Genomic DNA, 12,449 nt, shown 5'->3' with positions numbered 1-12,449 from the left:
AGCGCCGCGAACAAAGAAAACATACTCTTCAATTCTCACACGTCACCGTTCAATTTTCAGCGTTCAAAGACGATGTGGACGTATATGTATGCGATTGTAGGTCCGCTCTTGGCCGAACTCGGCCGACGGCCGCAGCATAGCAGTTTGCTCATCTGCAAAACTCACGAATTCTCTCTCTGGGCTGAAACCGTTCCTTGCGGACCTTTGCTTATTTACATGGACGCTTGGCTTGGTCGAATAAAGCGTCCATTTCGGCTTGGGTCATGGTATCAGGCATAGGCTTGACTACTGGGAAGCCGTTCGCGTCCATTTGAATTGGTTCAAGCACCCTCTCATTTGGACAGGCGGGTACTGATGACGGCAGCGAGGCGGCAAGTGTGAATAATTGCTCGCGCAATGGAGTGCCGACGACGTTCGCGTCAATCCAGAGTTCGTACCAGCGCCGATGCTCAAGCCAAGATAGGTGTGAAACTGCCTTGCCAGCAGGTGTTTGCAGCACACTAAGCCGCGCCGGCAAGCCATGTATGCGTTCGGGCTCATCTATAGGATTACGCGACGTTACGCTGCCATCGGCTGATAAATCGTGTTCAAACAGGGTGATAGTATGCCCCTCTGGTGTTAGAAAACCGCGATAAAGGCGTGAGGGTACTTGACCTACGGACTCGCTTGCTCCACCTAGGCTAACAAAATGAGTGAATTGTGTGCTGGACAGGTCAACTGGCTGAAACGCCAAGTTTGCCTCTGCTTTGGTAAGCGGGCTGAATGCGATGCGGAAGCGGTCCAGATTGGCGTCGCATACTGTCAGATATCCGTTCGTCCGCGCCTCAAGCGCCTGCTGCGCTTCGGTCTCTGCATAGCCAGGGGCGTCGGGCGCTAAGCCAAGCCCGCAAGACTGCGCGCCTCCTAACGACGGCGCGGCTCGGATAAATGCGGCACATAGTGCAATGGTAGTCACGAGAATACCTAAACCAACCGCTTTTCTGCTTATTTTCATGCTTAGCCTTGGTGAACCCCAAACCCTGCTGGTCCTGTGCCCCTTGAGACTGCTGCCCTGGTGACATGAGGATAGCATTTTGCTTATCTGAAAGACGCGCAAAATGTCACATTGTTGAGTTTATGAAAAGCTTAAGTAAAAAAAATCCCGGCGCAGAGGCCGGGATTCTTGGGAGCGAAGTTCGATTTACTCGTAATCGCTGATCGGTGCGCAGCCGCAGAAGAGGTTGCGGTCGCCGTAGACGTTGTCGGCGCGGCCGACTGGTGGCCAGTATTTCTGCTTGCGCAGCGATGGCACCGGATAGGCCGCCACTTCACGCGAATACTTGCGATCCCAGACGTCCGCCGTCAGCACTTCGGCCGTGTGTGGCGCGAATTTCAGCGGGTTGTTCAGCTTGTCGAACTCGCCGCTTTCCACTTTGGCGATTTCGCCGCGAATCGCGATCATGGCGTCGATGAAGCGGTCCATCTCGGCTTTCGATTCCGATTCGGTCGGCTCGATCATTAGCGTGCCCGGTACCGGGAACGACATGGTCGGGGCGTGGAAGCCGAAGTCCATCAGGCGCTTGGCCACGTCTTCGTTCGAGATGCCGGTGGCGTCCTGCAGCGGACGCAGGTCGATGATGCACTCGTGCGCCACCAGGCCGTCGTGGCCCGAGTACAACACTGGGTAGTGCGGCGACAGGCGGCGGGCGATGTAGTTGGCGCTGAGGATCGCGGTTTCGGTCGCGGCGGTCAGGCCTTCCGCGCCCATCATGGCGATGTACATCCACGAAATCGGCAGGATCGATGCCGAGCCATACGGCGCGGCCGATACCGAACCGATGCCGGCGTTGTCGCGGATGTAGCCGTTCGAACGCTGGTTGGGCAGGAACTTTGCCAGGTGCGCGCCGACGCCGATCGGGCCGACGCCCGGGCCGCCACCGCCGTGTGGAATGCAGAAGGTTTTGTGCAGGTTCAGGTGCGAGACGTCGCCGCCGAACGCGCCCGGTGCGGCCACGCCCACCAGTGCGTTCATGTTGGCGCCGTCGACGTAGACCTGGCCGCCGTGGCTGTGAACGATGTCGCACAGTTCGCGGATGCCTTCTTCGAACACGCCGTGGGTCGAAGGGTAGGTGACCATGACGCAGGCCAGGTTCTTCGAGTGCAGTTCGGCCTTGGCTTTCAGGTCGTTCAGGTCGACGTTGCCGTTTTCGTCGCAGGCGGTGACCACCACCTGCATGCCGACCATCGATGCCGATGCCGGGTTGGTGCCGTGCGCCGACGATGGGATCAGGCAGATGTTGCGGTGGCCTTCGCCACGCGACTGGTGGTAGGCCTGGATCACCAGCAGGCCGGCGTATTCGCCCTGCGAGCCGGCGTTGGGCTGCAGCGAGATGGCGGCGTAGCCGGTCACCGCGCACAGCATTTCTTCCAGCGAGGCGATCATTTCGCGGTAGCCGACGGTTTGCGCTTCCGGCGCGAACGGGTGCATGGTCGAGAATTCCGGCCAGGTCACCGGGATCATTTCGGCGGTGGCGTTCAGCTTCATGGTGCAGGAACCCAGCGGGATCATGGTGCGGTCCAGCGCCAGGTCCTTGTCGGCCAGCGAACGCAGGTAGCGCAGCATCTCGGTTTCCGAGTGGTAGCGGTTGAATACCGGGTGCGACAGGTAGGCCGAGGTGCGCGCCAGCGCGTCCGGGAAGGCGAGGGCCACGGCGGCTTCGACGCTGTCGAAGTCCGGGCCGTGGGCCGGGCCGCCGACCGGGTGCGAGAACACGGTCCACAGCAGCGCGATGTCTTCGCGGGTGGTGGTTTCGTCCAGCGATACGCCGACGTGGGTGGCGTCGATCACGCGCAGGTTGACGCCGTGCGAGTGGGCCGATGCGTGCAGCTGCTCGGCGTTTTTGACGGCCACGGTCAGGGTGTCGAACCAGGTGTCGTTGGTGACGGTGTAGCCCAGGGTTTTCAGGTTCGAGGCAAGCACGCCGGTCAGGCGGTGCACGCGCTGAGCGATCTGCTGCAGGCCTTGCGGGCCGTGGTAGACGGCGTACATCGAGGCCATCACCGCCAGCAGCACCTGCGCGGTGCAGATGTTGGAGGTGGCTTTTTCGCGGCGGATGTGCTGCTCGCGGGTTTGCAGCGCCAGGCGGTAGGCCTTGTTGCCTTGGGCGTCGATGGTGACGCCGACCAGACGGCCCGGCATCGAGCGCTTGAATTCGTCGCGGGTGGCCATGTAGCCGGCGTGCGGGCCGCCGAAGCCCAGCGGTACGCCGAAGCGCTGGCTGTTACCCACCACCACGTCCGCGCCCCATTCGCCTGGAGGCGTGAGCATGGTCAGCGCCAGCAGGTCGGCGGCGGCAACCACCATCGCGCCATTGACTTTGACGGCTTCGACGCCGGCTTTGTAGTCGCGCACGTTGCCGTTCACGCCTGGGTATTGCAGCAGCACGCCGAAGCACTCGCCCACGCTGGCCAGTTCGGCCGGGTGGAAGGTCTTGACCACGATGTCGAGCGGCTTGGCGCGGGTCTGGATCACTTCCAGGGTTTGCGGCAGCACGTCGTCGGCCACGTAGAACACGTTCGATTTCGATTTGCTCACGCGCTGGATCAGCGTCATGGCTTCGGCGGCGGCGGTGCCTTCGTCCAGCATCGACGCGTTGGCGATGCCCATGCCGGTCAGGTCGGTGATGGTTTGCTGGAAGTTCAGGATCGCTTCCAGGCGGCCTTGCGAAATCTCCGGCTGGTAGGGCGTGTAGGCGGTGTACCAGGCCGGGTTTTCAAAGATGTTGCGCAGGACGACGTTCGGCGTCAGCGTGTTGTAGTAGCCCTGGCCGATCAGCGACTTGAGCACCTTGTTTTTCGAGGCGATTTTTTTCAGCTTGTTCAGCGCTTCGTTTTCCGGCAGCGGCTGCGCGTAGGCGCCCAGCGGCAGGGCTTCCTTGTTGCGGATGTTGGCGGGAACGATGGCGTCGATCAGGGCGGCGCGCGAGGCGTAGCCGAGTACCGACAGCATGGCTTGCTGTTCTGCGGCGTCTGGGCCGATGTGACGGGCGATGAAGGCGTCACGCGCTTCGAGTTGGGTCAGGCTGGTGCGGGTCATGATGTGGGCGAGGGCAGAGAGAGAAGAAAGGGCTGTCGTCCCCGCGCAAGCGGGGACCCATGCTGAGCTAGCGTTCTATAGCCCCCGCCTGCGCGAGGGCGACGGCAATCAGGCGCCGGTGTTCTTGCCGTAGGCGGCAGCGTCCAGCAGGCCGTCGATGGCGGCGGCGTCGCTAGGCTTGATCTTGAACAGCCAGTTGGCGTAGGCGTCGGCGTTGATCGATTCCGGCGCGTTGACCACGTCGTCGTTCACGGCCACGACTTCACCGGCGACCGGTGCGTAGATGTCCGAAGCGGCTTTCACCGATTCCACCACGGCGGCGTCGTTGCCGGCTTCGTAGGTGGTGCCGACTTTCGGCAGTTCGACGAAGACGATGTCGCCCAGCGCGTCCTGCGCGTATTCGGTAATGCCTACAGTAACGGTGCCGTCGGCTTCAGCGCGTACCCATTCGTGGGATTCGGTGTACTTCAGGTCTGCAGGAATGTTCATGTTGTAGTGCTCCAGAGGGGTGAGAGGTATGAATTAAACAGCCAGGATCTTACCGTTGCGTACGAACGGCAATTTAACCACAGACGCGGCCAGTTTTTTGTCGCGGATTTCCACGTGCACGGTGTCGCCGACGTTCACGCCGTTCGGCACGCGGGCCAGGGCGATGGCCTGCTGCATGGTCGGGCTGAAGGTGCCGCTGGTGATTTCGCCGGTGGCGTCGGTGCCGGCCACGATGACTTTCTGGTGGGCGCGCAGCACGCCGCCTTTTTCGCGCAGGATCAGGCCCACGAACTGGGCGTTCTGGCCCATGGCTTGCAGGGCGGCCTTGCCGATGAAGTCGCGCTCGGACACCAGGTCGATGGTCCAGGCCAGGCCGGCGTCCAGCGGGTTCACGGTTTCGTCCATGTCCTGGCCGTACAGGTTCATGCCGGCTTCCAGGCGCAGGGTGTCGCGCGCGCCCAGGCCGGCCGGTTTCACGCCGGCGGCGGCCAGGGCGTTCCACAGTTGCTCGGCCTTGTCGGCGGCGACGCCGATTTCAAAGCCGTCTTCGCCGGTGTAGCCGGTGCGGGCGATCATGGCCTCGCCGAAGGCGGCGCTTTGCGCGAAGGCGACGTTGAACGGCTTCATCTCGGCCGTGCCTTCCTTCGATTCCGGGATCACTTCCCACACTTTGGCGCGGGCGTTCGGGCCTTGCACGGCGATCAGCGCCATGCTGTCGGCCAGCGCGCCGTCGCGGCGCTGGGTGATGGTGACGCCGCTGTTGCTGGCGGCGTTCTGCGCCTGCATCCAGGCCACGTCTTTTTCAGCGGTGCCGGCGTTGACCACCAGGCGGAACCAGCTCTCGTTGATGAAGTAGACGATCAAGTCGTCGATCACGAAGCCTTGCGGGTTGAGCATGCAGGAGTAGAGCGCTTTGCCCGAGACTTGCAGCTTGTCGACGTTGTTGGCCAGCAGGCCGCGCAGGAAGGCGCGGGTGTTGTCGCCCTTGATGTCGACCACGCACATGTGGGCGACGTCGAACATGCCGACGTCGGTGCGCACGGCGTTGTGTTCTTCGATTTGGGAGCCGTAGTTGACCGGCATGTCCCAGCCGCCGAAATCGACCATGCGGGCGCCGGCGGCGCGGTGTGCGTTATTGAGGGGGGTAGCTTTGAGCGTCATGGCACGGTCCAAATCGAAAAGAGGTTAACAGGGAATGCCGGAATAGCAGATTCCATCATGTTGCAACCCCTCTGTCCTTGGTACCTGAGAGATAACGGAACTGACCGTTCCGCACGCCCCTTCGGTGGGTTGCTGTGGCAACCGCTCTCCAGAGTTTGAGTCATGCTGACCCCTTGACCGGTCCTTTTGCCTGAGAGTTTTTGGGTAGTGCCCCTTCGGCGGCAACGCTGGATTGCCCTCTCCCGATCAAGACTCGGGAATATATGTCAGAAGGGCTTGATTGTCAATCTTGCGGGGAGGCGGGGCGCTGCGCACGAATGGGCAACGGAAAAGCCTTTGAAACAACAATTTGCTAGAATGAAGCACACTTATTCGAGAGCCCACCCATGAGCCAGGACCATAACAATTACGAGGGGCACGCGTGGTTTACGCTGTCCGGGGATGTCAATAGCGACATGGTGCGCCGCGTTTTCGACGCCGTCGCCGACATGACCGAAGACCGCATCACCACCGCCCACATCCTGATCCAGTCCAACGGCGGCTATGTGAGCGACGGCATTTGCCTGTACAACTACCTGAGCAAGCTGCCGATCAAAATCGTCACCTATAACGCCGGCGCCGTGGCTTCCATCGCCGTGATTTTGTTCCTGGCCGGCGCCGAGCGCTATGCCAGCGATACCGCGCGTTTCATGGTACATAAATCGCACGCCAGTGCGCCGCACGGCGCCCGTCCGGACGCGTTGCGCATTATCGTGGAAGGTTTGCAGGCGGACGACGCCCGCACGGAACAGATCCTGCGCACGCATGTCTCGCTGACCGAAGAGAACTGGCGCACGCACGAATATTCGGATTTGCACCTGACCTCGGCCGAGGCGCTGAAAGTAGGGATGATCAACGGGGTCGAAGACTTCATCCCGCCAGCCGGCCAGCGTGTGACCAACATCTAACGCCAGCAGCAGGGTTGGCCCCCTCGCGGGGGCTGACCCTTTCGTTTGGGCGAAACGCAGACTTAGCGATTGCCCGACTGCTTGCCGTCGTTTTTGTGACTTTGACGGCCGGCTTCCACATGCTGCTCGTGCGTGCCGCCCTGAGTTCCGCTACCGCGCGAGGAGCCGCCCGACGACCCCGCTCCGCCCGATTGCTTGCTGCTGCCTTGGTTGGAGCCCTGCTTGCTACCGCTGCCTTTTTGATTCGTGCTCATTTTGATTCCTTTACGAAAGTGAAAGAATGCCAGCGACGCCGGGGCGTTTCTGGTGGGGCAATGATGCGTTTTCACTTGCGCGGTCGGTATCGGAGTTCCCCTTGGTGGCGTGTAGGAGATTGGCTAGAACTCTTCCCACTCCACTTCCTTGCGCTCGGAGCGGGCAGGGCGTGGCAGGGCGGGTGGAATGCGTGATGCGGGCCTGGTGCCTTGGCCCGGCGCCGACCTTGGGCCCGACGGCGCGGAAGGCGCCGCTCCCGCCGCCGTTGCTGCCGCCGCAGTCGACACGACGCCAGCCGCTACCTCGTCAGGTACCGCAAACACCTTGATGGCCGCACTCAACTTGCCGGTTTCCCCGCGCATGGCGTCGGCCGCCGCTGCTGCCTGTTCGACCAGCGCGGCGTTCTGCTGGGTCGCCTGATCCATCGCCGAGATGGCCTGGTTCACCTGCTCCAGCCCCGCCGTCTGCTCGGCGCTGGCGTCGGCAATCTCGCCGATCAGGCCGGTCACCTGCTTGACGCTGCCCACCACCTCATCCATGGTCTTGCGCGCCTGGTCGGCCAGCTCGGTGCCGCGCGTCACCTTGTCCACCGAATCGTCGATCAGCTCCTTGATCTCCTTGGCCGCCGCCGCGCTGCGCTGGGCCAGGCTGCGCACCTCGGAGGCCACCACCGCAAAGCCGCGCCCCTGTTCGCCGGCGCGCGCCGCCTCCACCGCCGCGTTCAGCGCCAGGATATTGGTCTGGAACGCGATGCCGTCGATCACGCCGATGATTTCCGCGATCTTGCGCGAGCTGTCGTTGATCGAGGCCATGGTGCCGACCACCTCCGCCACGTCGCCGCCTCCGCGCACCGCCACGGCGGAGGCGGACAAGGCCAGCTTGTTGGCTTCCACCGCGTGCTCGGCGTTCTGCCGCACGGTGGCGGTGAGTTGCTCCATCGATGATGCCGTTTCCTCAAGCGCCGAGGCCTGCTGCTCGGTGCGGCCCGACAAATCCTGGTTGCCGGCCGCGATTTCCGTCGCCGCCGCGCCGATCGCGCGTGCGCCGCTCTGCACCTGGCCGACGATGCCGAGCAGGCTGTCGTTCATCTCTTGCATGGCCTGCAGCAGCTTGCCGGTCTGGTTGCCGGGCTGCGGCGGTATGCGCGTGCCGAGGTCGCCGGCGGCGATGCGCTGAGCCATCAGCATGGCGTCCTGCAGCGGCGCCGAGATCGAACGCGCCACCCACAGCGCCAGCAGCGCGCCGCCGGCGACCAGCGCGCTCAGCAGGGCGTAGGTCAGCAGCTGTGCGCGGATGTACAACTGCTGGGTTTTCTCCGCCGCTTCCTGGTTCGACTGCATGGCGCTGACCAGCAATTTGCTCAGCTGTAGGTTGAGCGCCTTGGCGCGTTCCGTCTCATTGGCCTGGGCGTCGGCGTTGTCGTTGCGCGCGGACAGGATGGTGCTGGCCTGCGGCAGCCATTTGCCCGACAATTCCGAGGTAACATGGTTGATCGCATCCATCCGCGATAGGGCGCTCAAGCCGATCAGCGCAGTCAGGCTGATCACCAGGGCAAAGGCGGCCAGCAGCTTGCTGGAGGTTTCCAGGTTGTGCAGGAGTTTCATGAGGGTTCCTTGATGGCGGGAAAGGTGAGTTTTTTATATTAGGGAAACTTCAACCTTGTCCTTTTGCGCCGCATCAAGCCTGCGCTTGCGCCGTCCGGAGTTGCGGGGAATCAGCAAAATACGCGAAATATTGCATATTCTTAGTTTCATGGTATTGCTTTGTGGAAATGTCGTGTAACAATGCAGGGATATAGAAATAAATCGAGCAGGTCCGCCCATGATTGCAACTTCCACAACATCCGCCACGCCGAAGCAACCGGTGTCGCCGCGGCATGCCTTGTTGGAGGAGTTGATCGGCATCGCCGTCAAGCACGCGGGCGACCAGTATCTGGATCTGGCGAACAAGCTTGCTGGCGCGCTGATTGATGCCACCGATGGCGATACCCGTCTGATTCAGCAGCGCCTGCGGGCGGGGAATCAGCTGCGTAACCGGAATTTCGCGTTTTTGCATCTGGCCACCAGCACGCTGGAGAAGGCTTTGCGGCGCGAGATTGCCGAGTTGGCGCCGACGCCCAAGAAAGCGCCGCGCGATGGCGGTTTGTCGCTGTCGCTGGTGCCGTTCGAGGAGATGGATAACAAGGTGGCGCTGAGCGGGGTCAGCAAGCCGTTCGAGAGTTTGTACGCCGATCAGTTGCAGACTTTGAATGTGCGGCTGGGCTTTCTGCTGGAGCGCGATATCCTGCGCACCGGTCAGAATCCGTTCCGGCCGGAGGTGTTTTTAGTGGCTTTGCAGCAGGCGTGGGCGGAGTTCGATCCCGAGGAGGAGTCGGTGGTGTTGTTGCAGCCGTTGCTCAAGCCGGGCATGTTTATCGAGCTGGGGCCGATGCTGGAAGCGCTGAGCCTGGCTTTGCAGAGCAAGGGCGTGCTGCCGGGATCGGTGGGCGGCTATCAGCGCCGCAAGCTGGATGCCGGCAAGGATGGCGGCGCGGCGGCCAAGGCGCGCACCAACCAGGCGGCGCTGGCGCAGCAATTGCGGCAGTTCTTCGCCGCCAGCGATGTGGCCGGCTCGGCGGCAGGGCAGATTGTCGATGGCATCGCCAGCGGCATGCTGCAGGGCGCGGCCGGCGGTGTTGATTTGACGATTCCGGACTTGCCGGCAGCGGCGCTGTCGGCCGGCGGCGCCTGGGCGCCGAATGCGGAGCGTGCGCGCGGCGCAGGCCAGGGATTCGGCAACGGCGGGACAGGAAGCGCAAGCGTCGGCAGTGGCGTCGGCCCAAGCGGCCAGGCAGTCGGCATCGGCGTAGGCTCGGGCGGCAGCGCGGGCTTTGGGCCGGGAGCGATGGCGGGCATGGGCGGCGGCCACGTGCAAGCGGGCGGCGTAGTGGTGCCGGCGGCTGGTTTCGTGGCCGGCGGTGCGTGGCAGCAAGGGCCGGCGCAGGGCTTTCACGTTGGCGTGATGACCAACGAGGAGGCGCAGCGCGCGGCGCAGATCGGCGCCCGTCAGCCGCTGCTGGCTTATCTGGCGGAGCTGCAAAAGGCGGTACCGATGGTCGCGGTGGGCGCGCCCGGCGGCAGCAGCAGCGGCAGCGGTTTCGGCAGTGGCGTTGGCGGCGGCGTTGGCGGCAGCGGCAGCGGCGGCTCGGCCGGTGGCTCGCCCGGCACGGCGGTGGCTGGCGCATCGGCGGCCGGCAGGGCCCAGTCCGACGCATCCCATGCCGGTGCGACTGCGGCCAATGTGTTCTACCTGCCCAACCTCAAGCACAGCATGCCGCAGGGCAGCTTGTCGCGTAACGATGAAAGCACCATCGACCTGCTGTCGGCCGTCTTCGACACCGTCTTCCGCGACCAAAGCATTTCGCCGGAAACGCGCGAGCTGATTCGTTTCCTGCAAATCCCCGTCCTGAAAGCTGCGCTGGTCGACAAGAACTTCTTCTTCCAGGAAGCCCATCCTGCCCGCCGCTTGCTGGAATTGCTGTCGCGCATGGGTTGGGAGCAGCGCAAAGGCCCGGACGATCCGTTGTACGAAGCCATGCAGCGCAGCGTCGACCGCGTCGGCCGCGACTACGAGCAGGAACTGTCGGTCTTCACCGAAGCCGTCAACGAGCTGGAAGCATCGATCCAGGCCGAGGAAAAAGCCGCCGCCGCCGCCATCGCCGCTCCCATCGCCGCCGCGCTCAAGCAGGAAAAACTGGCCGAATCGAACAAGCTGGCCAAGAACGCCGTCTCCCTGCGCATCGGCACCGGCGAAGTGATCGCCGTGGTGGAAGCCTTCCTGGAACAGCGCTGGGTCTCCGTGCTGACCATCGCGTACAGTATCGAGGACGACAAGCCGGGCGCCGTCAACAACGCCACCAAAACCATGGACGACCTGATCTGGAGCGTCCGTCCCAAGCTGAAGCCGGAAGACCGCAGGCAATTGATCGCCAAGCTGCCCGGCCTGCTGTCGACCCTGAACAAGTGGCTGGATGTGATCAGGTGGCAGGACGCCGACCGCCTGCAATTCTTCGCCGAACTGGCCGAATGCCACGCTTCCATCGTGCGTGCGCCGGTGGAGCTGTCGCCCGAGCGGCAGCTGGAGATCTCGATGCAGGTGGCACAGCAGGCGGCCGAGCGCCGTTTGCAATTGCAAGCCAAGGCCGAAGCCGAGGAGCAGGCGCGCGCCCAACAGCCGCCGCCGGCGCCGGAGGAGGAAGACGCCATCATCGAAGTCGACGGCCTGACGCGCGGCATGTGGCTGGAGTTCGCCAACGACGAAGGTGGCAGCCGCAAGGTGAAGTTGGCCTGGATCAGCCCGCTGCGCACGCTGTATATCTTTTCGACTGCGGCGCGGCAGGAAGCGTTTTCCATGTCCGGCACGGAGCTGGCGACGCGCTTCCGCGAAGGTAGTGCGCGCGCCCTGCGCGCAGAAGGCGTGGTCACGGTAGCCCTGTCGGCAGCCTTGTCCCGCAGCGCCGACAACGACGCAAGCATCGCCCCATCCGCCGCGCTTGCCTAGACAGTCGGCAATGGCTGGGTAGACACCATGGGGTGCTCCTCCCGAGCCATTGCCTGCTTTCGCCTGAAATTGTCTGAGCAATGCCTGAAATGTCAGCCGCTATTCAAGCGGGCTCCCTATGGAGACGGCGTTTTCTCTGTTACAAATGCAGGCATTTTGCAGGCAATTTCAGGCGAAAGCAGGCAGTCGCTGGGAAGGGCGGCGGGCACGTATATGCCCGGCAAATTTTTGCTCGCTTGCGCGCGCGGCGCTGCGGAATGGTTGCCTTGCGGTAATTATTGGCCAAGATAGACATGCATGTGTTCTAATGCGTGCTGCAGTGCAAAATACGAGGAGCAGGACGGCAGATGATGATGTGGTGGCATTGGTTAAGTATAGCGGGCAGCCTGGCGGTGACCGGCCCGATTGGGATCGCGATCATGGTGTGGCTGCTGGCCGGCAAATCCTGGCGGCTGACGGCCATTTGGCTGACGCTGTTCGGCGCCGGCATGGCGCTGGTGGTCGTCACCAAGATGGCCTTCATCGGCTGGGGCGTGGGCGTGGCCTCGGTGGAATTCGCGGGCTTCAGCGGCCACGCGATGCGCGCCGCCGCCGTGTTCCCGGTGGCCGCTTTCCTTGCCTGCCGTCATATGCCGGCAGCGGCGCGCTACGCCAGCACGGCCGCCGGCGTCTTGCTGGCCGTGCTGATCGCCATGTCGCGCGTTTACGTGCAGGCCCATTCGTCGTCCGAGGCGGTGACCGGTTGCCTGCTCGGCCTGGCGGTGGCCGGCATCTTCATCTGGTACGCCAGCACCGAGCACCACATGGCGCTGAGTCGCGTGTTGGTGCTGTTCTGCATCCCCATCTTGCTGGTGGCGCCCAGGGTCGAGCCGATTCCGGCTGAACACTGGATCACGCAGGCCGCCCTGTACCTGTCCGGGCGCGACCAGCCCTACACCCGCCATATGTGGCGACAGCCCAAGCCGCTGCTCGACTGACGGCGG

9 protein-coding genes and 2 riboswitches are annotated in these 12,449 nt (G+C 63.3%); of the genes, 3 read left to right on the top strand and 6 right to left on the bottom strand.

All coding sequences use genetic code 11. The features are described 5' to 3' along the window. Positions 1-208: 208 nt before the first annotated feature. The 4 genes from ACXZ1M_RS00555 to gcvT all read right to left on the bottom strand — a co-directional run bounded on the left by ACXZ1M_RS00555 (position 209) and on the right by gcvT (position 5,725). On the bottom strand, positions 209-994 hold the full coding sequence (locus ACXZ1M_RS00555; RefSeq protein ID WP_459051307.1) for a hypothetical protein: 786 nt from the start codon (positions 992-994) through the stop codon (positions 209-211). 186 nt (positions 995-1,180) lie between these two features. Beyond that, positions 1,181-4,075, bottom strand: a complete 2,895-nt coding sequence (gcvP, locus tag ACXZ1M_RS00550) for an aminomethyl-transferring glycine dehydrogenase (RefSeq protein WP_459051305.1) — start codon at positions 4,073-4,075, stop codon at positions 1,181-1,183. Positions 4,076-4,183: 108 nt separating this feature from the next. Continuing rightward, positions 4,184-4,564 carry a glycine cleavage system protein GcvH gene (gene gcvH / locus ACXZ1M_RS00545; protein ID WP_459051304.1) on the bottom strand — a complete coding sequence of 127 codons (381 nt, stop codon included), beginning with the start codon at positions 4,562-4,564 and terminating at the stop codon, positions 4,184-4,186. 33 nt (positions 4,565-4,597) lie between these two features. Continuing rightward, complete coding sequence (gene gcvT, locus ACXZ1M_RS00540; RefSeq protein ID WP_459051303.1) at positions 4,598-5,725, bottom strand: glycine cleavage system aminomethyltransferase GcvT; 1,128 nt, start codon at positions 5,723-5,725, stop codon at positions 4,598-4,600. A 61-nt stretch (positions 5,726-5,786) separates the two neighbouring features. Next, a riboswitch (glycine riboswitch) is annotated at positions 5,787-5,887 on the bottom strand. Between the two features lie 6 nt (positions 5,888-5,893). Beyond that, a riboswitch (glycine riboswitch) is annotated at positions 5,894-5,980 on the bottom strand. Between the two features lie 131 nt (positions 5,981-6,111). Between gcvT and ACXZ1M_RS00535 the strand changes: the two genes are divergently transcribed. Beyond that, positions 6,112-6,672, top strand: coding sequence for an ATP-dependent Clp protease proteolytic subunit (locus tag ACXZ1M_RS00535; protein WP_459051302.1), 561 nt, complete (start codon positions 6,112-6,114; stop codon positions 6,670-6,672). Positions 6,673-6,734: 62 nt separating this feature from the next. Here the strand turns inward: ACXZ1M_RS00535 and ACXZ1M_RS00530 are convergent, their stop codons facing one another. Continuing rightward, complete coding sequence (locus ACXZ1M_RS00530) at positions 6,735-6,926, bottom strand: hypothetical protein (protein WP_459051301.1); 192 nt, start codon at positions 6,924-6,926, stop codon at positions 6,735-6,737. Positions 6,927-7,049: 123 nt separating this feature from the next. Then, on the bottom strand, positions 7,050-8,531 hold the full coding sequence (locus tag ACXZ1M_RS00525) for a methyl-accepting chemotaxis protein (protein WP_459051300.1): 1,482 nt from the start codon (positions 8,529-8,531) through the stop codon (positions 7,050-7,052). A 217-nt stretch (positions 8,532-8,748) separates the two neighbouring features. Between ACXZ1M_RS00525 and ACXZ1M_RS00520 the strand changes: the two genes are divergently transcribed. Next, positions 8,749-11,466 (top strand): DUF1631 family protein, encoded by a 2,718-nt coding sequence (locus ACXZ1M_RS00520; protein WP_459051299.1) that lies wholly within the window; start codon positions 8,749-8,751, stop codon positions 11,464-11,466. A gap of 347 nt (positions 11,467-11,813) precedes the next feature. Next, positions 11,814-12,443: a phosphatase PAP2 family protein gene (locus tag ACXZ1M_RS00515; protein ID WP_459051298.1), complete on the top strand. Its 630-nt coding sequence runs from the start codon at positions 11,814-11,816 to the stop codon at positions 12,441-12,443. Positions 12,444-12,449: the final 6 nt, after the last annotated feature.

The sequence above is a fragment of the Duganella paludis genome (assembly GCF_054461335.1).
This window is presented reverse-complemented; position numbering and strand designations above follow the sequence as displayed.